At 73.0% G+C, this 22,926-nt stretch carries 21 protein-coding genes; 11 read left to right on the forward strand and 10 right to left on the reverse strand.

The genetic code is table 11. The annotated features are described in order from the left end of the window. Window positions 1-12 precede the first annotated feature (12 nt). Together AB0L06_RS24765 and AB0L06_RS24770 are read right to left on the reverse strand one after the other, a co-directional pair. Window positions 13-1,488 carry a flavin-containing monooxygenase gene (locus AB0L06_RS24765; protein ID WP_500233452.1) on the reverse strand — a complete coding sequence of 492 codons (1,476 nt, stop codon included), beginning with the start codon at window positions 1,486-1,488 and terminating at the stop codon, window positions 13-15. Then, complete coding sequence (locus AB0L06_RS24770; RefSeq protein ID WP_500233453.1) at window positions 1,481-2,377, reverse strand: SDR family oxidoreductase; 897 nt, start codon at window positions 2,375-2,377, stop codon at window positions 1,481-1,483. Before AB0L06_RS24770 ends, AB0L06_RS24765 begins: the two co-directional genes overlap by 8 nt. A 98-nt stretch (window positions 2,378-2,475) precedes the next feature. On the opposite strand from AB0L06_RS24770, the gene AB0L06_RS24775 reads away from it, so the two are divergent. Both AB0L06_RS24775 and AB0L06_RS24780 read left to right on the forward strand, forming a co-directional pair. Further along, the gene (locus tag AB0L06_RS24775; RefSeq protein ID WP_500233454.1) at window positions 2,476-3,075 is read left to right on the forward strand and encodes a TetR/AcrR family transcriptional regulator; all 600 of its coding nucleotides are present in this window, start codon (window positions 2,476-2,478) and stop codon (window positions 3,073-3,075) included. A gap of 150 nt (window positions 3,076-3,225) precedes the next feature. After that, entirely contained in the window at window positions 3,226-4,413 is a 1,188-nt protein-coding gene (locus tag AB0L06_RS24780) for a hypothetical protein (RefSeq protein WP_500233455.1), read from the forward strand. Between the two features lie 11 nt (window positions 4,414-4,424). On the opposite strand, the gene AB0L06_RS24785 is transcribed toward AB0L06_RS24780, so the two are convergent. From AB0L06_RS24785 to AB0L06_RS24800, 4 genes are read right to left on the reverse strand one after another with little or no spacing between them, the layout of a single operon-like run. After that, a complete protein-coding gene (locus AB0L06_RS24785; protein WP_500233456.1) occupies window positions 4,425-5,246 on the reverse strand; it encodes a sirohydrochlorin chelatase in 822 nt (273 codons plus the stop codon). Then, a complete protein-coding gene (locus AB0L06_RS24790) occupies window positions 5,228-5,938 on the reverse strand; it encodes a phosphoadenylyl-sulfate reductase (RefSeq protein WP_500233457.1) in 711 nt (236 codons plus the stop codon). The genes AB0L06_RS24785 and AB0L06_RS24790 overlap by 19 nt, the downstream gene beginning before the upstream one ends. Continuing rightward, window positions 5,935-6,120, reverse strand: coding sequence for an Insertion element protein (locus AB0L06_RS24795; RefSeq protein WP_500233458.1), 186 nt, complete (start codon window positions 6,118-6,120; stop codon window positions 5,935-5,937). The genes AB0L06_RS24790 and AB0L06_RS24795 overlap by 4 nt, the downstream gene beginning before the upstream one ends. 31 nt (window positions 6,121-6,151) lie before the next feature. Continuing rightward, window positions 6,152-7,816: a nitrite/sulfite reductase gene (locus AB0L06_RS24800; RefSeq protein ID WP_500233459.1), complete on the reverse strand. Its 1,665-nt coding sequence runs from the start codon at window positions 7,814-7,816 to the stop codon at window positions 6,152-6,154. Between the two features lie 724 nt (window positions 7,817-8,540). On the opposite strand from AB0L06_RS24800, the gene AB0L06_RS24805 reads away from it, so the two are divergent. From AB0L06_RS24805 to AB0L06_RS24815, 3 genes are all read left to right on the forward strand, one after another. Continuing rightward, complete coding sequence (locus AB0L06_RS24805) at window positions 8,541-9,596, forward strand: YihY/virulence factor BrkB family protein (RefSeq protein ID WP_500233460.1); 1,056 nt, start codon at window positions 8,541-8,543, stop codon at window positions 9,594-9,596. Between the two features lie 55 nt (window positions 9,597-9,651). Then, on the forward strand, window positions 9,652-10,611 hold the full coding sequence (locus tag AB0L06_RS24810) for a phosphotriesterase family protein (RefSeq protein ID WP_500233461.1): 960 nt from the start codon (window positions 9,652-9,654) through the stop codon (window positions 10,609-10,611). Between the two features lie 99 nt (window positions 10,612-10,710). Then, window positions 10,711-11,370 carry a phosphoribosyltransferase gene (locus tag AB0L06_RS24815; RefSeq protein ID WP_500233462.1) on the forward strand — a complete coding sequence of 220 codons (660 nt, stop codon included), beginning with the start codon at window positions 10,711-10,713 and terminating at the stop codon, window positions 11,368-11,370. A gap of 265 nt (window positions 11,371-11,635) precedes the next feature. Here AB0L06_RS24815 and AB0L06_RS24820 read toward each other — a convergent pair whose 3' ends face one another. From AB0L06_RS24820 to AB0L06_RS24835, 4 genes are all read right to left on the reverse strand, one after another. Further along, complete coding sequence (locus tag AB0L06_RS24820) at window positions 11,636-11,932, reverse strand: WhiB family transcriptional regulator (RefSeq protein WP_084337764.1); 297 nt, start codon at window positions 11,930-11,932, stop codon at window positions 11,636-11,638. Window positions 11,933-12,121: 189 nt separating this feature from the next. Continuing rightward, window positions 12,122-13,030, reverse strand: a complete 909-nt coding sequence (locus AB0L06_RS24825; protein ID WP_500233463.1) for a ferredoxin family protein — start codon at window positions 13,028-13,030, stop codon at window positions 12,122-12,124. A gap of 140 nt (window positions 13,031-13,170) precedes the next feature. After that, window positions 13,171-14,718 carry a glycerol-3-phosphate dehydrogenase/oxidase gene (locus tag AB0L06_RS24830; protein ID WP_500233464.1) on the reverse strand — a complete coding sequence of 516 codons (1,548 nt, stop codon included), beginning with the start codon at window positions 14,716-14,718 and terminating at the stop codon, window positions 13,171-13,173. A gap of 14 nt (window positions 14,719-14,732) precedes the next feature. Continuing rightward, complete coding sequence (locus tag AB0L06_RS24835) at window positions 14,733-15,359, reverse strand: TetR/AcrR family transcriptional regulator (protein ID WP_500233465.1); 627 nt, start codon at window positions 15,357-15,359, stop codon at window positions 14,733-14,735. A gap of 80 nt (window positions 15,360-15,439) precedes the next feature. On the opposite strand from AB0L06_RS24835, the gene AB0L06_RS24840 reads away from it, so the two are divergent. From AB0L06_RS24840 to AB0L06_RS24865, 6 genes are all read left to right on the forward strand, one after another. Beyond that, the gene (locus AB0L06_RS24840) at window positions 15,440-17,101 is read left to right on the forward strand and encodes an FAD-binding oxidoreductase (protein ID WP_500233540.1); all 1,662 of its coding nucleotides are present in this window, start codon (window positions 15,440-15,442) and stop codon (window positions 17,099-17,101) included. A 6-nt stretch (window positions 17,102-17,107) separates the two neighbouring features. Beyond that, window positions 17,108-17,995 (forward strand): diacylglycerol/lipid kinase family protein, encoded by an 888-nt coding sequence (locus tag AB0L06_RS24845; protein ID WP_500233466.1) that lies wholly within the window; start codon window positions 17,108-17,110, stop codon window positions 17,993-17,995. A 344-nt stretch (window positions 17,996-18,339) separates the two neighbouring features. Beyond that, window positions 18,340-18,738: a YccF domain-containing protein gene (locus AB0L06_RS24850; protein WP_500233467.1), complete on the forward strand. Its 399-nt coding sequence runs from the start codon at window positions 18,340-18,342 to the stop codon at window positions 18,736-18,738. Window positions 18,739-19,127: 389 nt separating this feature from the next. Further along, on the forward strand, window positions 19,128-19,571 hold the full coding sequence (locus tag AB0L06_RS24855) for a DUF485 domain-containing protein (protein WP_500233468.1): 444 nt from the start codon (window positions 19,128-19,130) through the stop codon (window positions 19,569-19,571). Next, window positions 19,568-21,226, forward strand: a complete 1,659-nt coding sequence (locus AB0L06_RS24860; protein WP_500233469.1) for a monocarboxylic acid transporter — start codon at window positions 19,568-19,570, stop codon at window positions 21,224-21,226. Before AB0L06_RS24855 ends, AB0L06_RS24860 begins: the two co-directional genes overlap by 4 nt. Before the next feature lie 170 nt (window positions 21,227-21,396). Next, window positions 21,397-22,914 carry a metallophosphoesterase family protein gene (locus tag AB0L06_RS24865; RefSeq protein WP_500233470.1) on the forward strand — a complete coding sequence of 506 codons (1,518 nt, stop codon included), beginning with the start codon at window positions 21,397-21,399 and terminating at the stop codon, window positions 22,912-22,914. Window positions 22,915-22,926: the final 12 nt, after the last annotated feature.

Consider the following 22,926-nt stretch of genomic DNA (forward strand, 5'->3'; position numbering starts at 1 on the left):
GGGGACGTCCTCTCATCGGGTGAACTCGTAGTCGTCGAGGTCGAAGGTTCGGGCTCGGCGCCAAACGTACAGACCGGACTGCGGGCGGATGTACGGCGCCTCCCCGCGTCGGTCGAAGTAGTAGCTGTTGGACCGGGCGCAGCTCGGCTGGGCGAGGATCGTCCCGCGCATCCGGCGGCGCATGTCGGCGGTGAACGCGTCGTGCGGGCCGGGCCGCACCGCGACCCGCAGCGCCCGGCGGCGGCGCGCCTCCGCCAGCACCCGGACGATGTGCGTCGTCCCGGCCTCAATGATCGAGAACCAGGACGCGCCGGTGACCGTGTACGGGCCGTTCATCATCCAGAAGTTGGGGGCGAAGGGCACCGACAGGCCCTCGAAGGCGTGGTAGCGCTCGCGGTCCCAGTGCTCGCCCAGCTCGACGCCGCCGAGCCCGACGACCGGGAACGGCGGTGTCGCGCCCGGCTCCAGGACCTTGAACCCGGTGGCCAGGACGAGCGTGTCGACGGGCCGTTCCGTGCCGTCCCGGGTGACGATCCCGGACGCCGTGACGCGCGCGATCGGATCGGTGACCAGCTCGACGTTCTTCCTGGTGAACGCCGGGAAGTAGCGGTTGGAGAACGACGGCCGCTTGCATCCGAACCCGTAGCGCGGGGTCAGCTTGCGGCGGATCGCGCGGTCCGGCACCTGCCGCCGCAGGTGCGCGCGGCAGAGCAGTTCCGCCGCGCGCACGAGGAAGGGCGCCTTGCTGTAGTGGACGATCCCCAGCACCATCACGACCTCGGACGCCGCCGTCGTCACCAGCCGGACGAGCCGCTGCACCGGCGGCAGCACCCGGAACAGCCGCCGCACGGCGCGCGGGATCTCGAAGTCCACCTTCGGGAAGACCCAGATGGGCGTCCGCTGGTACACGTCCAGGTGCGCGGCGCGCTCGGCGATCTCCGGGATCACCTGGAGGCCGGACGCGCCCGTCCCGATCACCGCGACCCGCTCGCCGCGCAGGTCGTGCGCGTGATCCCACCGCGCCGTGTGGACGATCCGTCCCTCGAAGTCCGCCAGCCCGGGGATGTCGGGGTTCTTGGGTTGGTCGAGCGGCCCGACCGCGCACACCAGGAACCGCGCCTCCAGCTCCCCACTGGACGTGGAGACGCGCCACCGGTGCCCGTCCGCGTCGAAGACGGCCTTCTCGACCCGGGTGCCGAGGCGCAGGTGCGGGCGCAGGCCGTACTTGGTCGCGCAGTGCTCCGCGTACGCGCGCACCTCCTCGCCCGGTGCGAACGCCCGCGACCAGGCCGGATTCGGCTCGAACGAGTAGCTGTAGGTCGCGGACGGGATGTCCACGGCCACGCCCGGATAGGTGTTGTGCCGCCAGACGCCGCCCACGCTCTCCGCCGCGTCCAGGATGACGAAGTCGCGCATCCCGCGCCGCAGCAGCTGGATCCCCACGCACAACCCCGAGAACCCGGCGCCGACGATCACGATCTCAGGCATCGCGGTCCTCCCGCGGCGCCCTGCGCTGCGCGGCCTGCCGGGCGACGCGCTCGTCGTGGGCGCCGCGCATGCCGAAGGTCTGCTGATAGGCGCGGTCGCCGTCCATCAGCCGCCGGACGGCCCGGACGGCCCTCTCCGGCGCGATCGCGAGCGCCGGTTCGACGGCCGCGAGCCAGCCCGGAACCGGGTACTCGGCCCGCCGCGACACGCAGCTGCGGACGATCGCCTCCGCGACCCGGTCCGGATCGATGGTCGGCAGCCCGCCGCCGAGCCGGACGCCCTCGGTCAGTCCCGTCCGGACGGCCGTGGGCAGGACGGCGCTGACGCTGACGCCGTGCGCCGCCATCTCCTCCCGCACGGACGCCGTCAGCCCGACCGCCGCGTACTTGCTGGCGTTGTAGACCGCCATGCCGGGCAGCGGCAGCTTGCCCGCCAGCGAGCAGACGTTGACGACGTGGCCGCGGCCGCGCTCCACCATGCCGGGCAGGACGATCCGCATCCCGTTGACGAGGCCGCGCACGTTGACGTCCAGGGTGGTCGCGCTGACCTCGTCCGGTTCGTCCAGGAACGGGCCGAGCGGCATCACTCCGGCGTTGTTGACCAGGACGTCCACGGGCCCGATCGCGTCATGCACGGACGCGACGAACGCGGCGAACGACGCCCGGTCGGTGACGTCCAGCCGTCCCGCGAACGCGACCTCCCCGGGGTGTCCGGCGAGAGCGGCGGTGAGGTCGGCGGCGGTGCGGGCGACGGCGTCGGCGTCGAGGTCGCCGACGGCCACCCGGGCGCCGCGCTCGGCGAGCATCCGCGCGGTCTCGCGGCCGATGCCGCGCGCGCCGCCGGTGACCACGGCGACGGCCCCGGGCCGCGCCACGGAGGGGTGTCTCATGGGGGCTCCTTCACTCGGATACCGACGGTATGTGAGTGTTGGATGCATCGTCAATAGCCCGCCCGCCGGGTCCCCGCCGGGCCCGTACACTGCACGTCATGGCACGAGAGAGCGGTCCGACCAGGGCGGAGCGGCAGGCGCGCACCCGTGGGCTGCTGGTCGCCACGGCCCGGGACCTGTTCCTGCGGGACGGCTACCACGCCACGACGCTCGACCAGGTCGCCGAGGCCGCGGGGTTCTCCAAGGGGGCCGTCTACTCCAACTTCGCCACCAAGGACGAGCTCTGCCAGACCGTCATCGACGAGGTCCGGGCCGAGCAGGTCGGCGCGGTCATCGAGGCGATCGGCGGCGAGGGCTCCGCCGCGGACCGGCTCGCCGTCTTCGACGCCTGGGCCGAGCGCACCATCGGCGACCCCGGCTGGACGCTCCTGGAGGCCGAGTTCGCCATCCACGCCACCCGCCGCGACCCCGCACTCCGCGACCGCGTCGCCGAGGGCGCGCGCCACTGGGTCCGGGCGCTCGGCGACCTGCTCGAGGCGGAGGCCCGGCGGCGCGAACTCGTCCTGCCCCTCCCGCCGGACGAGCTGGCCGAGGCCCTGCTCAGCCTCGGCATCGGCCTCGGCCTGCGGCGCGCGGTGGATCCGGGGCTCTCCCCGCAGGCGCTCACCGACGTCCTGCGCCTCTTCCTGAACCCCTGACACGTTCCCGCACGCCTGGAATGAAGGATCACTTCACTCGCCGCTAACGATCGCTCGGGCAAGCTGGCCGGAATTCAGTAGGCTTGTAGGGAACTTTCAGATTCGTCTCATGCGTCCCCTACACACCGACAGGGAACGCGGGGAGCGGCCATGAGGGCTCTATCCGGTAGAGGCAAGGCGACCATCGTGACGGCGGGGGCGGTCACGGCGGTCGGGACGGCGGTGACGCTCGCGGCCGTGTTCGGCACGGGTGCGTCGGGGCCGTCCGCGGGGGCCCGCGCCGGGCTGGACGCGAGCACGTCCACGCCGTCCGGGCACGGGCCGTCCGCGCGCGTGGTCGGCCGGTACACCATGCCGTCCGGCGGCGAGGAGCCCGCCAACCTGCAGGGGCTCGCCGCCGCGCACGGCACGGCGTGGGTCACCGGCACCGAGGGCCCGCTCGGCAAGGCCGGGTCGCCGACCGGGATCGTCCTGCGCTACCAGGGCGGACGCCTCACCAGGCTGAACGCGCCGCTCGCCCAGGGCCACAGCGAGGGCGGGGACGTGGCGGCGACCGGCGGCCGGGCGTGGGTCCTGGCGTCCGAGCGGGACTCCGCGACGCTGCTCAGCACCGACGGCCAGGCCTGGCGGCGGGACGCCCGGCCGTCCCACGGCGGCGTCGACACCTACGGGATCGCGGCGGTCGGCGACCGCGACATGTGGATCGTGGGGACCAAGCCCGGCGCGCGGGGCGCGAAGGACGTCCCGGTCCTGCTGCACTACGACGGCTCCGCCTGGCGCAGGACGGACAAGGGCGTCGGCGGCGACGGCGGGCTCGACCTCTTCGGCATCACCGCCCGCGCCTCGAACGACGTGTGGGTCGCCGGAGAGCGCTCGCTGAACGGCAAGAACGAAACCGCCACGCCGTTCTTCGCCCACTGGGACGGCCACGCCTGGCATCGCCAGGGCGCACCCGCCCGCCTCGGATACGTCCGCTCTGTGGCCCCGCTGACCAGCGCGAACGCGTGGGCGGTCGGCGGCAGCGGATGCGCCTGCTCGTCCGCCGCCGGGCCGCTCGTGCTGCACTACGACGGCAGGTCCTGGCGCAGGGCCGCGGCGACCGGCCTCCAGCACTCGCTCGACTCGGTCGTCCAGGACGGTCACGGCGGCCTCTGGGCGACGGAGGACGGCGGGCGCCTCGTGCACTTCGACGGCCACCGCTGGACGCCCGCCGCCCTCCCGGACCAGGCCGCCGCCACGGCCGTCGCCCGCGACGCGCAGACCGGGAAGACCTACGCGATCGCCGCCGAGCCCGAACAGAACGCGAAGGTCACCGCCCTCCTCCTCGAACTGAACTGAGCCCTCGCCGCTCAGACCGCGGTGGCGGCCTCGGTCGCGATGAGGGCCTCCTCGTAGCGGCGGACGACCAGTTCGGCGACCTCGGGGGCGTCGCCGAGAGCGGGGGAGACCGCCGCCGCGCCCGCCGCGAGGGACTCGTCCCGCACCTTGTCGGCGAAGAACCCGGGCGCGAGGAAGTAGGAGGCCACGACGACGCGCGGCGCGCCCGCGTCCCGCAGCGCCGCGACCACCTCGCCCGGCGACGGGCGCGTCGCCGACGCGTACGCGGGCACGACGCCGCGCCAACCCCGCGCCCGCCACTCGCGCGCGAGCCCGGCGATCGTCGCGTTCGCGGCCGGGTCGCTCGACCCCGCCGCCGCCAGCACCACGACCGTGTCCGGATCGCCGGTCTCCACGCCCGCCTCGGCCAGCCGCCGCTCCAGCGCGGCGGTCAGCAGCGGATGTGGGCCGAGCGTCCCGGCCGTCCGCAGGTGGAGCCGGGCGTCGGCCGCGCGCAGGACGGCCGGGATGTCGCACTTGGAGTGGTACGCGGACGTCAGCAGCAGCGGCAGCACCACCGCCGACGTCCCGCCCGCCGCCGCGATCCCGTCCAGCACGGGGACGGGCGCGGGCGGGCAGTGGTCCAGGAAGGACGTGTGCACGGCCACGTCCGGACGCAGGACGCGCACGGCGTCCATGAGCCGCGCGACCGTCGCGGCGGCGCGCGGGTCCCGCGACCCGTGCGCCACCGCCACCAGCGGCCCCCCGCCCGAGCCCCCGGACGGCGCCCCGCCCGGGAGTCGGGGGCGGGCCGCGCCGGAGGCCTCGGACGGGGTCAGAGGTGGATTCCGCATTCGGTCTTCCCCGTGCCGGCCCACCGTCCGCTGCGCGGGTCCTCGCCCGGCGCGACCGGCCGGGTGCAGGGCTCGCAGCCGATGGACGGGTAGCCGTCGTGGTGCAGCGGGTTGACGAGGATGCCGTTGTCCTCGACGTAGTGGTCCATCTCCTCCTGCGTCCAGTCGAGGATCGGGTTGACCTTGACCATGCCGCGCCGCCGGTCCCACTCCACGACCCGGCGGTCGCGGCGCGCGGCCGTCTCGTCCCGGCGGATGCCGCTGAACCAGGCCATGTAGCCCTCCAGCGCGCGGCCGAGCGGCTCGACCTTGCGCAGGTGGCAGCACAGGTCCGGGTTCCGGCCGTTCAGCCGGGGCCCGAGCGCCGCCTCCTGCTCCTCCACCGTCCGGGACGGCCGGACGTCGATCACGTTCACCGGGTACACGGCCTCCACCGCGTCCCGGGTCCCGATCGTCTCGGCGAAGTGGTAGCCGGTGTCCACGAACAGCACGTCGATCCCGGGCTTCACCCGGGACACCAGGTGGATCAGCGCGGCGTCCGACATCGAGGAGGTCAGGCAGATCCGGTCGCCGAACGTCGCCGCCGCCCAGCGGATGACCTCCCGCGCGGACGCCCCCGAGAGCGCGCCCGCCGCCGACTCCACGATGTCCTCGAGGTCGAGCGCCGGTCTGTCGGTCTCCAGCAGCGTCACGATTCCGACTCCTCGCTCTGCGGCCCGGTGGTCCCGGCCGAAAGGGGCGTCCCCACCCCGAGGAACTTCAACTGGAAGGAGCGGACGCAGTCCCGGCAGAACCACGCCCCCTCCCCGGAACGCGGCTCCAGCCGCTCGTCACCGCAGTACGGGCAGTAGAACGGCGCCGCCCGCCCGCTCACGACGCCTCCCCAACGCCGTTGTGAGCCCGGCTCATTTGAGGTCCGCCTCGTCGGCGCGCCCGACCCATTCGGCGAACGTCTCGCCGTCCGTCCGCTGCGCGTCGTACTTCCGGACGACCCGCTCGACATAGTCGGTCAGGCCCGCGGACGTGGTCTTCAGCCCGCGCACCTTCTTGCCGAAGGACCGGCCGAGCGCGCCGCCCAGGTGGATCTGGAAGCCCTCCACCTGGTCTCCGTTCTCGTCCACGACGAGCTGGCCCTTGAGCCCGATGTCGGCGACCTGGATCCGCGCGCACGCGTTCGGGCAGCCGTTGACGTTGACGGTGAGCGGCTGCTCGAAGTCCGGGAGGCGCTTCTCCAGCTCGTCGACCAGGTCCATCGCGCGCTGCTTGGTCTCGACGATCGCGAGCTTGCAGAACTCGATGCCGGTGCAGGCCATCGTCTGCCGCCGGAACGTGGACGGCCTGACCTGCAGGTCGTGCTCGGCGAGCGCGTCCGCGAGCGCCTCGGTGTTCTTCTCCGGGACGTCCAGGACGACCATCTTCTGCTCGGCCGTCGTCCGCACCCGGCCGGACCCGTACCGCTCGGCGAGGTCCGCGATAGCGCTGAGCAGCTCGCCGTTCACGCGGCCCACGCGCGGCGCGAACCCGACGTAGTAGTTCCCGTCCCGCTGCGGGTGGATCCCGACGTGGTCGCGGCGGGGGAGCGGCGCGGCGGGCTCCGGGCCGTCCGGCAGGGCGTGCCCGAGGTACTCGGTCTCCAGCACCTCGCGGAACCTCGCCACGCCCCAGTCGGCGAGGAGGAACTTCAGCCGCGCCCGGTGCCGCAGCCGCCGGTAGCCGTAGTCCCGGAAGATCGAGATGATGCCCTTCCAGACCTCGTGCGCCTCCTCCGGCCGGACGAACACGCCCAGGCTCTGCGCGAACATCGGGTTCGTGGACAGGCCGCCCCCGACGAACACCTGGTAGCCGACCTCGCCGTCCTCGTTCACGACGCCGACGAACGCCACGTCGTTGATCTCGTGGACGGTGCAGTGCGCCGTGCAGCCCGAGAACGCCGACTTGAACTTGCGCGGCAGGTTGGAGAACTCCGGCGACCCGATGTACCGGTCGTGCACCTCGCGCAGCTGCGGGGTCGCGTCGATCACCTCGTCCGCCGCGATCCCGGCCAGCGGACAGCCGATGATCACGCGCGGGGTGTCGCCGCACGCCTCGGTGGTGTGCAGGCCGACCGCCTCGAGGGCCTCCCAGATCGCCGGGACGTCCTCGATCCGGATCCAGTGGTACTGGATGTTCTGCCGGTCGGTGATGTCGGCGGTGCCGCGCGCGTACCGCGTCGCGATGTCGGCCACCGTGCGCAGCTGCGGGCCGTCGAGCTGCCCGCCGTCGATGCGCACCCGCATCATGAAGTAGCGGTCGTCGAGCTCCTCGTCCGGCAGGGAACCGGTCTTCCCGCCGTCGATGCCGGGCTTGCGCTGCGTGTACAGCCCGAGCCAGCGGAAGCGTCCGCGCAGGTCGGCGGGGTCGATGGAGTCGAACCCGGCCTTGGAGTAGATCTCGATGATCCGGTTCCGGACATTGAGCCCGTCGTCGTTCTTCTTGTTCTCCTCGTTCTTGTTGAGCGGCTCGCGGTAGCCGAGGGCCCACTGGCCCTCGCCGCGCTGGCGTCTGACGGTGGTGGTGGTCGCAGGTGGCACGGCGCGTCCTTGGTGAGGCAAGGGGACGCGGACGCACCGGCGGTCATGGCAAACGGCCGGCTCGACGCTGAGCGGAGGGTCGGTTCGGGTGACGCCGATGCGCCACGCGCCCGCGTTCGGCAGATCGGTCAGTACGGAGGCACTCGGTGGTGCGAGGGCACGGATCGACTACGACAGGGGCGTGGTCTGGGCGTCACCGACAGAGGGCGCTGCTGACCCGGTGAAAGTCCACGTGCCGGCGCATCACCAGCAGCGGGTCCACAGCAGACATGTCTGAACTGTGACACGCGCCGCGGCGGCCTGTCCAGTTCCGTCCGGCATGCGGACGGGTGACATGTCTGATTCGGGATATATGTGGATCATGGGCCGGAAGGCTCCCCGCGCCGTCGAATCGGGGGCGCGACGCGCCGGGCGGATCACGGAAATGGGTGATGCGGGGATGTTCCGGGCGGGTGACGCTCTACGGTGGAGGGCGGTGCGCGTCTGGACATCGGGCGGGCGCGCCGCGGAACCGTCCGCCGATGACGGGACCGCGGGCCCCGGTGCGAGCGGAACCGGAAGCCCGGATCTGAGTAGCGGGCCCCCGGATCTGAGCCCCGATCCGGGTCCGGATCTGAGTAGCGGGAACCTGGACGGTGCCGGCGGTCATCCGGTGGAATCGGGCGAACGTTCGGGTGAACATTCGGACGGCATGGGCGGATCGTCGGAAGGAACGGGCCAGAGCGTGTCCGAATTCGAGTCGGTGCCGGCGTCGGTTCCGCGTCCGCGCACGGGAAACGACACCGCGGCGGGAGCGCCGTCCTCCGGGGCCGCGCGCCGGGCGCGGCCGGTGTGGCTGGGGACGGCCCTGCGGACGGCCTGGGAGCTCGCCCGCGCGACGGTCGTGACCGCGTTCCGCTACCGGGTGACCGGCCTGGCGGCCGAGGCGGCGTTCTTCGCGCTGCTGTCGCTGCCGCCGCTGGTGATCGGGCTGGTCGGCATGATGGGGCACGTCAAGGGCGTGCTCGGCGCCGAGACCATCGGCGAGATCCGCACCTGGACGATCCACCGCGCCGAGAACGTCCTCACCGGGCCCGCCGTCAAGGGGCTGGTCGTCCCGCTGATCGACGACGTGCTCCGCGGCGGCCGCCCGGACGTGGTGTCGGTCAGCTTCCTGATCTCGCTGTGGGCCGGGTCCCGCGCCACCAACGTCTACGTGGACACGATCACCATCACCTACGGGCTGTCCGGGGTGCGGGGCGTGATCCGGACCCGGCTGCGCGCGTTCTTCCTGTACCTGCTCGGCGTGGTGCTGCTGTCGGTGGTGATCCCGCTGCTGGTCGCCGGGCCCGCGCTCGCCCGGCAGGCCGTCCCGCGCAGCTCGGGCGTCGTGGAGATCCTCTACTGGCCGGTCGTGACCGGGGTGTCGGTGATCTTCCTCGCCCTGCTGTACCACCACAGCATCCCGGTGCGGACGGCGTGGTGGCGCGAGCTGCCGGGCGCGGTCGTCGCGCTGCTGATCTGGATCGTGGGCAGCTTCCTGCTCCGCTTCTACCTGGCCGGGTCGCTGCGCGGGATCTCGGTGTACGGGTCGCTCGCGGCGTCCATCGCGGTGCTCGGCTGGCTGTACGTGGCCGCCCTCGCCGTCCTGCTGGGCGCGGCCCTCAACAGTGAGATCGACCGCCGCTGGCCGAGCGCCGGCACCAGCGCGGCCCGCGCCCGCGCCACCGACCCGCCGGACGGTCCCTCCCCGGAGGGACGGAACATTCCGGGCGGATCGATCCCCGATACCGGAAGGTAAAGAAAGCCCAGCGGCGGGCCGGGAAACCGTCAAGTATGTCGTAACCTCGCCAGGTATGGCCCCCAGTGAGCAGACCGGGCGGTTGCGCACCGTCACCGGCGCCGTCGACGCGTCCACCGTCACCGGACCGGTGCTCGCCCACGAGCACCTCCAGCTGGACCTGCGCTGGCCCACGCACCCGGCGCAGCTGGACTCCGACCCCCGCCGCTGGCTGGACGAGGAGAAGACCGTCACCACCGAGCTGGCCGCCCTGCGCGTCGAGCACGGCGTCGGCCTGGTCGTCGACCTCACCTGCTCCGGCATCGGCCGCAACGCCGCCGCCCTGTCCCGGATCGCGGCCGGCGCCCGGGTCGCGGTGATCGCCTCCACCGGGATGTTCGCCGGCCCGTTCCACCCGTCCTACGTGGACGAGGCGGACGAGGTGAGGCTGGCCGAGCGGCTGCTCGCCGAGATCGGCTTCGGCCTGGACGGCACCAGCGCGCTGCCCGGCGTGATCGGCGAGGTCGGCGCCTGGGGCGAGGTCCCCACCGAGGCCGAGGAGCGCTGCCTGCGCGCCGCCGCCCGCGCCGCCGAGTACTCCGGCCTGTCGGTCGCCGCGCACGGGCGGCCCGGCCTGGCCCTGCTGGAGGTCCTGACGTCCGCCGGGCTGGCCCCCGGCCGCGTCGCCGTCACCCGGCAGGACCTCGGCGACGACCCCGCCGCGCACCGCAAGATCGCCGAGAGCGGCGCGTACGTCTCCTTCAGCCTGCTGCCCTTCGACCCGGACGCCCCCACCGCGCCCCTTGCGGCCCGGATCCGGCCCGTCCTGGACCTGCTGGACGCCGGGTACGCCGACCGCGTCATGCTCGGCACCGGCGTCACCCGGATGACCCAGGTCACCCGCTACGACGGGCCCGGCTACGGGCACCTGTTCAACAGCGTCGTCCCGGCCCTGCGCGCCGCGGGCGCCGACGACGCGACCCTGCACCAGATCCTGCACGCCAACCCCCTGGCCTGGCTCACCGCCGCCCACTGACCCGCCTTTGCCCGGCCTGGCCCGCCTCCCGGCCGCGACCTCCCCAGGGGCTGCGATCTAAGCTGGAGATACGCCGTGAGCCTCCTGGGGGAGGACGCCATGTCACCCGTGAATCTGCCGTTCGCGGACCGGCGCCAGGCCGGACGGATACTCGCCGAGCGGCTCGTACCGCTGGAACTGGACGAACCGCTGGTGCTCGCGCTGCCGCGCGGCGGGGTCCCGGTCGGGTACGAGGTTGCGCGGCTGCTCGGCGGGACCCTGGACGTCCTGGTGACGCGGAAGATCGGCTACCCGCCGCAGCCGGAGATGGGTGTCGGCGCGATCGCCGAGGGCGGGGACCCCGTCCTGGACGCGGGCCTGCTCAACGGCCTCCAGCTGGACGCGGAGGACCTCGCCCCCACCATCGCCGCCGAACGAGCCGAGCTGGAGCGCCGTGTGCGCGCCTACCGGGGGGATCGTCCGTTGCCGGAGGTGACGGGCCGCCAGGTCGTCGTGGTGGACGACGGGCTCGCCACGGGCGGGACGGCCCGGGCGGCCCTGGCGGCCGTCCGCCCCCGGAAACCGGAGCGGCTGGTGCTGGCGGTGCCGGTCGGGGCCGCCTCGACGGTGCGTGACATGGCCGACGACGCCGACGCGGTCGTGGCCCTCGCCGCACCCCGGATGTTCCGCGCCGTGGGCGAGTGGTATGTGGATTTCGAGCAGGTCGCGGACGCCGATGTCGTCCTCTTGCTGGAACGCGCCGGAACCACCCGCTGGTAGAGCCGAGTGGATCATGGACATGGCCCGGCGGTACTAGTCCGAAAATGGTCCTGCGCGTTTTCTGAATTTCCCGCCCATCGCCGTTCCCGTGCGGTAGCGGGATTGTTTCTCCGAACGGACGCCGCCGAACACGACAACGCCGAACACGACAACGGCCCCGCCGGAGCGGGGCCGTTGTCGTATTCAGGTGGCGTGCCGGGGGCTTGCCGTCAGCGACCTTCGTCAGGAAGGGGCAAGGGGCCTTGATCTTGCTGAGCGGCGCTTGCTAGGCGGCGTTGGCGCGGCGCATGCGGCGGCGGCGCTCGGAGGCGCGCTCGTCCTCGTTGAGACCGCCCCAGGTGCCGTACTTCTCCGGCCTGGAGACCGCGTAGTCGAGGCACTCGCCGCGGACCGGGCAGCCCATGCAGATCTGCTTGGCCTTGCGCTCACGGATCTCGCGTTCGGGCTGGCGCTCGCCATCGGGGCCGAAGAAGAGCACGAGGTCTTCCCCCCGGCACGCCGCGGCGTCCTGCCAGCCCCACGAGGGACGAGGGAGGTTTGCCTGCCGACGTACCTGAGCCATGGAACACCCACCTTGGTTGGTTTTACTGAGCAAATTCGGACATGGACGCTCGACGTGCTTCAGTCGCAAGCGTCCGAAGCGCCGAATGGTCCAACGTCTGGAGTTGCCGCTCTTGTTCCCCGCCCGGTTGACCGGGTCCGTGGGGACGAGACGACGGGAGACCCTCGAAATAATGGGGCCTCGGTGAGATTACACGAGGGCCGCCTCGTTGAGAAGGGTGAGGTCGGTAACAAGGTGGGTCTGGAGCTTCTCTTGGCACTCCGGACCGCACCCTCCGGACTCTTCGGCGCGTTCCACGACCACTCGGTAACGGCGCCCTCCAGCGGACACCATCGCCTCATAGGGAGAAGCGCCGGAGAGTGTTTCGACGATCACTCCCGTCACGTCCAGAACGCCTGTCTCGGCGCGGACGGCGTGCTCGGCCGCCTGGGCCGCCTCGGGCTGTCCGGCCCGCCCGCGAAGGCGGTCGAGGACGACCTCGCCGTCCAGGTAGGCGGAGACGGCCGCCTCCGCGTCGTCCGGGCCGAGGTTCCCGTAGTAGACCGCGTGCGGCAGGCACACGAGGTTCGCCGCGTAGCGGTCTCCGCCGACGTGGGTGGTCTCCCAGACGAGGTCGCCGAAGCGGGCCGTGAGGTGGCGCGCGAGCGGGGCGCCCGTCCGGGCGCAGCAGGCGTTGCGCCTGCCGTGCGTGCACACGAGGAGCACGGGCTCGTCGACCGGCTCGCCCCATCCGGGGGCCCGTCCGGCCGCGACGGCCGTGAGGTCGAGGGAGGCGAGCTCGGCGTGGTCGTCCAGCTCGCGGGTCTCCAGCCACACGTCCGGCCCCTGTGACCAGCCGATGTACACGCGCAGCGGGGGAGTGGCGCGGCGTCCGCGCCCGGCCCGCCGGATGAGCTGCGGCCGCACCCCGGCGGCCGGCGCGTCCCGGAGCACCTGGGTGAGCGCCGGCGGCCCCGCGAGCTGCTCGACCCGCTCCGGCCAGGGCCCGGGGTGCTCGATCAGCAGCCAGGCCCGGGCCTTCGCCGCCGCGCTGGCCAGACAGGGCAGTTCCGCGGAGTGACTCCCCGGACAGTGCCCGCAACCGCTCTGGCGCGCCAAGCGAAGTCTCCCGTCACCCTCGGAACTAATTAGGTTAGGTTAACCTCACACTTCGCCGGCGCGCCACGGCAGGTGACCCACGTCATACCTCGCCACCACCGCAACTCCCCTCCGCCGCCACCGGCATGGCGGCCGCGGGGTCAGGCGGCGGGGGTGGCGGCCTTCGAGGGGAGGGCGGCCTGGGCCGTGGAGAGGGCGGCGGCGCGGTCGGCGGGGACCAGGCCGATGCGGGTGCGGCGGTCCAGGAGGTCGGACGTGTCCAGGGCGCCCTCGTGGCGGACGGCCCAGGCGAGCTCGGCGCGCAGGACGGGCAGGCCGGGGACGACGGGCTCCAGGAGCGAGGCGTCCACGCGGCCCAGACCGGTCAGGAGCGGGGCCTCCACGCCGTAGCGCTGGACGAGGCGGCGCGGCGCGTCCATGCCGGCGAGGACCTCCGGGCGGGCGGCGCCGACCAGCGGGATGCGGGACGTGCGGGACGGCCCGGCGGTGAGGCGGCCCGTGGCGAGGACGGCGTCGACGGCGTCCTGGGCCATGCGGCGGTACGTGGTGAGCTTGCCGCCGACGACCGTGACGACGCCGTCCGGCGAGGTCAGGACGGCGTGCCTGCGGGAGATGTCGGCGGTGCTGCCGCGCGCGTCGTCCAGCAGCGGGCGCAGCCCGGCGAACGCGCCGATGACGTCGCCGCGGCGGACGGGGAGGTCGAGCGCGGAGTCCAGGATGTCCAGGAGGAAGCCGATCTCGGCGGGCGTCGGCTCCGGGACGTCCGGGATCGGGCCGTCGGCGGGCTCGTCGGTGAGGCCGACGTAGACGCGGCCGTCGCCCTGCGGGATCACCAGCACGAACCGGTTGGACGCGCCGGGGACCGGGATGTGCAGGCCCGCGCCCAGCCCGCCGAGGGACTCGGCGCGGACGACCAGGTGCGTCCCGCGCGAGGGGCGCAGCCGGACGCCGTCCACGAGGCCGCCCGCCCACACGCCGGTCGCGTTGATCACGGTGCGGGCGCGGATGGTGAGTTCGCGTCCGGTCAGCTCGTCCCGGACCTGCGCGCCCGTGCCGTCCAGGCGCAGCGCGCGGACGCGGGTCAGGACGCGCGCGCCGTGCGCTGCGGCGGTGCGGGCGATGGCGGTGACCAGGCGCGCGTCGTCGGCGAGCTGGCCGTCCCAGGAGAGCAGGCCGCCGCGCAGCCCGTACGAGCAGAGCGCGGGCGCGAGGCGCAGCGTCTCCACGGGCGAGAGGCGGCGCGGGCCGGGCAGGAGCGCGCGCGGGGTGCGGGCGCCGAGGCGGAGGGCGTCACCGGCGTGCAGCCCCACGCGCACGACCGCGGCCTCCTGGCGCGACACGAGCGGGGTCAGCGGCATCACGAACGGAAGCGCGCGCACGAGGTGCGGCGCGGTGCGCGACATCAGGACGCCGCGCTCGACGGCGCTCTCGTGCGCGACGTCCACCTGCCCGGACGCCAGGTAGCGCAGGCCGCCGTGGATGAGCTTGGAGCTCCAGCGGGACGTTCCGAAGGCCAGGTCGTGGGCGTCGATCGCGGCGACGGAGAGGCCGCGCGAGGCGGCGTCGAGCGCCACGCCCGCGCCGGTCGCGCCGAGGCCGACGACCAGCACGTCCACGATCTCGTCGGGGAGCGCGGAAAGCTCCCGGGCACGGCGCGCGGCGTTGAGGGACGACCTGACAGGGGTCATGGCGCTGACTGAGGTCATGGCGACAGCGTCCTTTCCAGGATGATGCGGAGCTCGGCGTCGAACGCCTCGGGGGTGAGCGCCGGGTCGGCCGCGTCGGCGACGGTCCGGCCGGACAGCGCGAAGGACTGGACGACCAGCAGCAGCGCCCGCGCCTGTCGGACGGTGTCGCCCTCGCGGATCGAGCCGTCGGCGTGCCCGGCGGTGAGCGCCTCCTCGAAGGTCTCCAGGAAGGCGTCCTGGCTCGCGCCCAGGCGGTCCAGCAGGTAGGGCAGCAGGAGCTCGGGATCGACGTCGAGGATCTTGCACATCAGCGGATGCCCGCGCAGCTGCGCGACCCCGCTGACCAGCCCGTCCACCAGCAGCTCCCGGACCGGCGGGCCCTCGGCGCCCGCCCCGGGACCGGCTTGGCCGCCGGTCGTCGGGCGGACGGCGGCGCCCACGGCCGTCCACTCGCGGGTCATGAGGTCGGCGACGATGGTGGTCACGTCCGGCCAGCGGCGGTAGAGGGTCATGCGGGACACACCCGCGCGGCGTGCGATGTCGGTCAGCGTGGTGCGGCGCACGCCGACGGCGAGAACGCAGTCGCGTGCCGCGTCCAGCACGGCCTGCTCGTCCATCCTATTGTGACGATTCGACGTCATGTGTCACAGTGTAAGCCAGTAAGTACTTGTTGAGCCACATCCGTTGAGCCACATGGAGGAGCGCGGTGGGAACCGGGGACATGCTGTGGAGCGGCTGGGGCGATCCGGCCCGGGCCACGCCCCTGGCCGAGTCGGTCGTGGGGCTGCTGCGAGAACTGCTGGGCGTGAAGCCGGTGGAGGCCCCGCCGCTCGCGCTGGACGAGATCGTCCCGCCGGAGTCGCGCCTGACCGAGGCCGCCCGGAACGCGCTCGCCGACGTGGTCGGCGCGGAGCACGTGCGCGGCGACGCCGAGACCCGCATCCGGCACACGCGCGGCAAGTCCACCCCCGACATGCTGCGCATCCGCGCAGGTCAGGTGGACGACGCGCCCGACGCCGTCGTCCTGCCCGGCTCGCACGACGAGGTCCTCGCCGTCCTCACGGCGTGCGTCGAGCACCGCGTCGCGGTCGTGCCCTTCGGCGGCGGGACGTCCGTCGTCGGCGGCCTCGCGCCCACCGGCCTCGACGAGGAGGGGATCACCTCGTTCGTCGCGCTCGACCTGCGCCGCCTCGACGAGCTGGTCGAGCTGGACGAGGTGTCGCGCACGGCCGTCTTCCAGCCGGGCCTGCGCGCCCCGCGCGCCGAGGAGCTGCTGCGCGAGCGCGGCTACACCCTCGGCCACTTCCCGCAGTCCTTCGAGTGGGCGTCGATCGGCGGGTTCGCCGCCGCACGCTCCAGCGGCCAGGCGTCCGCCGGGTACGGGCGGTTCGACGAGATGGTCGTCGGCCTGACCGTCGCGACCCCGACCGGGACGCTCGACCTCGGCCGCGCGCCGAAGTCCGCCGCCGGGCCCGACCTGCGGCAGCTCGTCCTCGGCTCAGAGGGCGCGTTCGGCGTCATCACGTCCGTCCGGGTGCGGATCCGGCCCGTCCCGGACGCGCAGGCGTACGAGGGCTGGCGCTTCCCCGACTTCGAGACCGGCTCCACGGCGCTGCGCGCCCTCGCCCAGGACGGCCCGCTCCCCACCGTCCTGCGCCTCTCGGACGAGACCGAGACGATGGTCGGCCTGGCCGACCCGTCCGGCGTCGGCGGCGGGCTCTCCGCGTCCGGCTGCCTGGTCGTCCTCGGCCTGGAGGGAACCCCGGACGAGATCGCCGCCCGCCGCGAGAAGGTCCACGGCGTCCTCACCGGCCTCGGCGGCGAGCCGCTCGGCGCGGAGCCCGGCGACAAGTGGGCGCACGGCCGCTTCAACGCCCCCTACATGCGCGACGCGCTGCTCGACGTCGGCGCCTTCGCGGAGACGCTGGAGACGGCCGCCTTCTGGGCCGACATCCCCGCGCTCTACGCGGGCGTGAAGGGCGCGCTCAACGAGACGCTCGCCGGTTCCGGGACGCCGCCGCTGGTCATGTGCCACATCTCGCACGTCTACCCGTCCGGCGCGTCCCTCTACTTCACGGTCGTCTCCGCGCAGGGCCCGGACGCCGTCCCGCACTGGGAGAAGGCCAAGCACGCCGCGAACGACGCGATCCTCGCCGCGGGCGGGACGATCAGCCACCACCACGGCGTCGGCGCCGACCACCGCGACTGGTACGCCCGCGAGACCGGCCCGCTGGGCGTCGCCGTGCTGAGGGCGGTCAAGGGGGCCCTTGACCCGTCCGGCATCCTGAACCCCGGCATCCTCTTCCGGGCCGAGCCCGGCCAGGGGATGCGGGGGGACGTCCCCCCGAGCGCCGACCGGCGCCCCCCGGCCGCCCAGGAGTAGACCCCGATGACCCCCCCTCGTGTGTTCACCGCCGTCGTCAACCCGACGGCGGGAAGCTCGGCCTCGGCGGCGACGCTGATCCCGCTCGCCCGCGCGCTGCGCGAGGCGGGGGCCGAGCTGGTCGTCGAGTACAGCCGCGGCCTGGAGCACGCCACCGCCCTCGCCCGCGGCGCCGCCGACACCGGTCACGTGGTGCTCGGCGTCGGCGGGGACGGCATGGTCGGCTGCGTCGGCGGCGCCCTGGTCGGCACGGACGCCGTGTTCGGGATCGTCCCGGCCGGGCGCGGCAACGACTTCGCCCGCCAGCTGGGGATCCCGACCGAGCCGGACGCGCTCGCCGAGCTGCTGCTGCGCGGCGAACCCCGCGCGGTGGACGCCATCGAGGCCAACGGCGTCCCGGTCCTGGGCAGCGTCTACGCCGGCGTGGACGCCGTCGCGAACCTCAACGCGAACCGGTCCCGCTGGCTGCGCGGCTCGGCGTCCTACTACGTGGGCGCGCTCCGCGCCGTCGCCTCGTGGAGGCCCGCGGACTACCGGATCACCCTGGACGGCACGGTGCACCGCTTCCGCGGCTACACCGTCATCGCGGCCAACTCCGGCTACTACGGCTTCGGCCGCCATGTCGCCCCGGACGCCTCCGTCGACGACGGCCTGCTCGACGTGGTCGTCATCCGGCACGGCCCGAAGCGGATCTTCTTCGCCGTGATGCGCGAACTCGAGGACGGCTCGCACCTGGGGCGTCCGGAGGTCGAGGTCCTGCGCGGCCGCGAGGTCCGCATCGAGCTGGAGGACCCGGACCGCGTCCTGCCCTACGGCGCGGACGGGGAGCTGCCCGGCGAGCTCCCCGTCACCGCCAAGGTCCTCCCGGGTGCCCTCCGCGTCCTGGCCCCCTGACGGGCTGGGATCATGGGTTGGGAGGCGGGCCGGGGCGGGTATCAGGCGGTTGACCTGCACATATAAGACTTGCCCAGGGTATTTGGGCTGGTTTACGCGGGCATTACGGACTTCCACTTAGTGTTCTTAGTGCGTCCCGGTTCTGCTGGGACCAGGGCCGTCTGTGGAGGCATCATGAGAAGGCGACTCGTCGCCGTTCTGGGGGGACTCATGATGGCCGCAGACGCCCCCGCCGTGGTGGCGCCGGTGTCCATGGGGGTGGCACCGGCGCCCGCCGCGTTTCAGGGCACGGACCGGCGTTCGGCGCCAGAGGCCGAACGCCCCTAGGGCCTAGGGTTGATGACGTGCGCACGCTCCTGAACATCATCTGGCTCGTCCTCGCCGGCTTCTGGATGGCGCTCGGCTACGCCGTCGCGGGGATCATCTGCTTCATCCTGATCATCACCATCCCGTTCGGGATCGCCTCGTTCCGCATCGCGGCCTTCGCGCTGTGGCCGTTCGGCAAGACGATCGTCAAGCGCTCGGACGCGGGGGCGGGCTCCTGCGTCGGCAATGCGATCTGGCTGGTCTTCGCCGGGATCTGGCTCGCCATCGGGCACGTCGTCACCGGCGTCGCGCTCTGCCTGACGATCATCGGGATCCCGTTCGGCATCGCCAACTTCAAGCTCGTCCCGGTCTCCCTGACCCCGCTCGGCCGCGAGATCGTCTCGACGAGCGACCCCCGCACCTTCGGCGTCGCCTGACACCGCCTCGCGGAGCGGTCGGCACGTCCGCCTCGCGGAGCCGGTCGGCACGTCCGCCTCGCGGAGCCGGTCGGCTCGTCCGCCGCGTGGCGCCGGTCGGCTCGTCCGCCGCGTGGCGCCGGTCGGCCCGTCCGCCCCCGCGGTACCGTTGGCGCGTTCCCCCGCGGCATCGCCGGCACGTCCGGCCACCGGGGTACCGGTCGGCCGGGTCGCACCGGCTCCGTGTGACAGGGATCACATTCGGGCATCGGTACCGCATCGGGGCGATATCCAGTTCATTCGGCCAACCAAGTTGTTGGTCAATTGGCCCGCATCGGCCACCTCCGTAGGGCATCGTTGCCGCCGATCACGGTGACATTCGGTAAGGGATCTACTCCCGGAGGTGATCGATGACCACGGAGTCCAACCCGCGGCCGGAGCCCACCGGCGGCCTGGACGAGGCGGCCTACCTGCGGATCGAGGCGAGCCCGGAGTTCCGGCGGCTCAAGTCCGCGTTCCGCCGCTTCGTCTTCCCGCTGACCGCGGCCTTCCTGCTCTGGTACCTGCTCTACGTCGTCATGTCGGCCTACGCCCGCGACTTCATGGCCAAGAAGGTCGGCGGCGAGATCAACGTCGCCCTCGTCTTCGGCCTCCTCCAGTTCGTGTCCACCTTCCTCATCGCCGTCGCCTACGAGCGCTACTCACGCAAGACCCTCGAGCCCCTGGCCGCCGACGTCCCGACGGACGCCGCCGGCGCGTCCGTCCCACCGCAGAGGTCGGCCGCACCGTCCGACGCGTCCGGTGGGGAGGCGGGGGAGACCCGTCCCGTGGCCAGTGAGGAGGAGGCCGAGTGAACGCCCACCACGTCCTCGCGGCGGCCACCGCCGCCTCCAGGACCGAGCACCGGACGATCTCCCTCGTCCTGTTCGCGGTCTTCGTGGCGGTCACGCTCTTCATCACGATCTGGGCGAGCCGGCAGACCCGCACCGCCGCGGACTTCTACGCGGGCGGACGCCAGTTCACCGGGCTGCAGAACGGCCTGGCCATCGGCGGCGACTACATGTCCGCCGCGTCCTTCCTCGGCATCGCGGGCATCTTCGCGCTGTCCGGCTACGACGGGTTCCTGTACTCGATCGGGTTCCTGGTCGCGTGGCTGGTCGCGCTGCTGCTGGTCGCCGAGATGCTGCGCAACTCCGGCCGGTTCACCATGGCGGACGTCCTGGCGTTCCGGATGCGGCAGCGCCCGGTCCGGGCCGCGGCCGGGATCTCCACCATCGTGGTGTCGATCTTCTATCTGCTGGCGCAGATGGTCGGCGCGGGCGCCCTGGTCAACCTGCTGCTCGGCACGCACGGCGAGGCCGCCAAGATCTGGACGATCGTGGTGGTCGGCGCACTGATGATCTTCTATGTCGTGGTCGGCGGCATGAAGGGCACCACCTGGGTGCAGATCGTCAAGGCCGTCCTGCTGATGATCGGCGCGGTCGTGATGACCGTCTGGGTGCTGTCGAAGTTCGACTTCAACCTGTCCCACCTGCTCGGCGCGGCGGCCGACAGCTCCGGCAAGGGGGACAAGTTCCTCCAGCCCGGACTGAAGTACGGCGCGACCGACGTGTGGTCCAAGCTCGACCTGCTGTCGCTCGGCCTGGCCCTGGTGCTCGGCACGGCGGGACTGCCGCACGTGCTGATCCGCTTCTACACCGTGCCGAACGCGCGCGCCGCCCGGACGTCGGTCAACTGGGCGATCGGCATCATCGGCGTGTTCTACCTGATGACGCTGGTCATCGGGTTCGGCGCGGCGGCCCTGGTCGGCAGCAAGGCGATCATGGCGCAGGACAAGGGCGGCAACACCGCGGCCCCGCAGCTCGCCGAGAGACTCGGCGGCGGCTCCGGGACGACCGGCGGCGCGGTCTTCCTGGCGATCATCGCGGCGGTCGCGTTCGCCACGATCCTCGCCGTCGTCGCCGGGCTGACGCTCGCGTCGTCCTCGTCGTTCGCGCACGACCTGTACGCCAACGTGTTCAAGCGCGGGCAGACCGCGGAGAAGGACGAGGTCAGGGTGGCCCGCGTGTCGGCGCTGGTCATCGGCGCGATCGCGATCCTGTTGTCGATCTTCGCGCGCGGGCTGAACGTGGCGTTCCTGGTGGCGCTCGCGTTCGCGATCGCCGCGTCCGCGAACCTGCCGACGCTGCTGTTCTCGCTGTTCTGGAAGCGGTTCAACACCTCCGGCGCGGTCGCGGGCATCTACGGCGGCCTCGTGGCGGCGGTCGGGCTCGTCCTGCTGAGCCCGATCTGCTGGGGCGGCAAGTCCGCGACCGTCCCGAAGGGGAACCCGGACGCGCTGTTCAGCGAGCACACCGTCGCGCCGTTCCACATGCAGAACCCCGGTCTGTTCTCGATCCCGATCGGGTTCCTCTGCGCTTACCTCGGGACGGTCCTGACCAGGGAGAAGACCGCCGAGAAGTACGCCGAGCTGGAGGTCCGCGCCCTCACCGGCGAAGGCGCCCACTGACACGTCCGGCGCCCGTCGCGAACGCCCACGGCGTCCCGTCGCGAACGGTCATGGCGGACGTCGCGGACGGCCCGGACGCGGGGGCGCGAACCGGACCATCGCGGCGAGCTTGACGTCCGGAGAGACCTCCGGGGAAGGTTGGGTTACCCCAGCCCCCCGGAGGTCTCTTCATGCATGCCCAGGACCGGTCGCATCCGGTCGAGAACTCTCGGACGTCCGAGGCCGGCGCCGGGTGGGTGTGCGGACGGCCGGGGACGTTCCCGAGACTGATGCCCGAGCATGTGCGGGCGTTCTCGTGGCGGCGTCCGAGTGTTCTGTGGCGGTCCCGGAACGACGTGGTGGCGCGGTGGTGGGGCGACCCGTCCAACGAGCTGCGCAAGCGGGCCCTGGCGGCGCTGAGCGAGCGTCGCGGCGCGCCCGCGTCGCTCACGATGCACCGTCCGGAGAGCGAGTTCTCGTTCATCGTCATGGGGGACACCGGGGAGGGCGACCGGTCGCAGTACGCCGTCGTCCCGCCGCTGCTGTCGGTCGGCGCGGACACCGACTTCCTCGTCATCGCGTCCGACGTGATCTACCCGACGGGGGACACCGGGGACTACGAGGACAAGTTCTTCCGCCCGTACGCGGGCTATCCGGGCCCGATCTACGCCGTGCCCGGCAACCACGACTGGTACGACGGGCTGCGCGGCTTCCTGAACGTGTTCTGCCAGTTCGACATGGACTGCACGCCGTCCTGGAACGGGCGGCTCACCTGGCTGGCGCGGCGGCTCTGGCGCAAGTCGGGCGTGGTGGACGCGCCGGGCCTGGCCGAGATCCGGGCGCGGTACCGGGGCGCGCCGGGGCAGCGGGCCGTCCAGCCCGCGCCGTACTGGGCGATCGACACCCCGACGCTGCGGATCATCGGCATCGACACCGGCATCCTCGGCGGCATCGACGACGAGCAGGGACGCTGGCTGAAGGGCGTGTCGGCGGGCCCGAAGCCGAAGCTGCTGGTGACCGGGAAACCGCTGGTCGTGGAGGACATGAGCCATCCCGACGAGATCGAGGGCGGCGGCACCGTGGACGCGATCGTCCGCGACCCGGCGAACAACTACGTCGCGGCGATCGGCGGCGACATCCACAACTACGAGCGCTACCCGGTGAAGGTCGGCGACCGGACGCTCCAGTACGTCGTGTCGGGCGGCGGCGGCGCGTTCATGCACGCGACCCACATCATCCCGAAGACGACGATCGTGGACGAGTCCGATTTCCGCTGCTACCCGCTGCGCGGCGACTCCCTGTCGCGGTACAGCATGCTGTACGGCCGGTGGTTCCGGATGCCGTGGCTGTTCAACCTGACGCCGCGGGAGGCGACGGCGGCCGTCGAGAAGCGCCTCGGCATCCGTCCCGGGCGGCGGTACGCGGACGAGAAGGTGTCGCTCCGGGCGCGGTTCGTGGCGGCGCTGCTGGGGGTCCCGCGGGGGAGGTGGCGCGGTCCGGGGCGTCCGCCCCGCCTGCCGGTGAAGCGCATTCCGCAGCGCTTCCGGTCCGAGATGGCCGACTGGGACACCCCGCCCTTCTTCAAGAGCTTCCTGCGCCTGGACGTCACGGAGGCCGAGCTGCGCGTCCGCTGCTACGCGGTCACGGGCTGCGGCGACCACGAGGCCGACCCCCCGATCGAGGACGAGTTCGTGATCCCCCTCACCTGAGGGGCGTCGGCG

This window comes from Spirillospora sp. NPDC052269, from assembly GCF_040679435.1.
Classification (GTDB): Bacteria; Actinomycetota; Actinomycetes; order Streptosporangiales; family Streptosporangiaceae; genus Spirillospora.

Excerpts from the sequence above, each read along its gene's own strand:
- AB0L06_RS24845 (WP_500233466.1), top strand. The coding sequence starts at position 17,108 with ATGACCCCCCCTCGTGTGTTCACCGCCGTCGTCAACCCGACGGCGGGA.
- AB0L06_RS24815 (WP_500233462.1), top strand. The coding sequence starts at position 10,711 with ATGTCACCCGTGAATCTGCCGTTCGCGGACCGGCGCCAGGCCGGACGG.
- AB0L06_RS24865 (WP_500233470.1), top strand. The coding sequence starts at position 21,397 with ATGCATGCCCAGGACCGGTCGCATCCGGTCGAGAACTCTCGGACGTCC.
- AB0L06_RS24810 (WP_500233461.1), top strand. The coding sequence starts at position 9,652 with ATGGCCCCCAGTGAGCAGACCGGGCGGTTGCGCACCGTCACCGGCGCC.
- AB0L06_RS24820 (WP_084337764.1), bottom strand. The coding sequence starts at position 11,932 with ATGGCTCAGGTACGTCGGCAGGCAAACCTCCCTCGTCCCTCGTGGGGC.
- AB0L06_RS24835 (WP_500233465.1), bottom strand. The coding sequence starts at position 15,359 with ATGACGTCGAATCGTCACAATAGGATGGACGAGCAGGCCGTGCTGGAC.
- AB0L06_RS24855 (WP_500233468.1), top strand. The coding sequence starts at position 19,128 with ATGACCACGGAGTCCAACCCGCGGCCGGAGCCCACCGGCGGCCTGGAC.
- AB0L06_RS24840 (WP_500233540.1), top strand. The coding sequence starts at position 15,440 with ATGCTGTGGAGCGGCTGGGGCGATCCGGCCCGGGCCACGCCCCTGGCC.
- AB0L06_RS24765 (WP_500233452.1), bottom strand. The coding sequence starts at position 1,488 with ATGCCTGAGATCGTGATCGTCGGCGCCGGGTTCTCGGGGTTGTGCGTG.
- AB0L06_RS24775 (WP_500233454.1), top strand. The coding sequence starts at position 2,476 with ATGGCACGAGAGAGCGGTCCGACCAGGGCGGAGCGGCAGGCGCGCACC.
- AB0L06_RS24780 (WP_500233455.1), top strand. The coding sequence starts at position 3,226 with ATGAGGGCTCTATCCGGTAGAGGCAAGGCGACCATCGTGACGGCGGGG.
- AB0L06_RS24770 (WP_500233453.1), bottom strand. The coding sequence starts at position 2,377 with ATGAGACACCCCTCCGTGGCGCGGCCCGGGGCCGTCGCCGTGGTCACC.
- AB0L06_RS24785 (WP_500233456.1), bottom strand. The coding sequence starts at position 5,246 with ATGCGGAATCCACCTCTGACCCCGTCCGAGGCCTCCGGCGCGGCCCGC.
- AB0L06_RS24830 (WP_500233464.1), bottom strand. The coding sequence starts at position 14,718 with ATGACCCCTGTCAGGTCGTCCCTCAACGCCGCGCGCCGTGCCCGGGAG.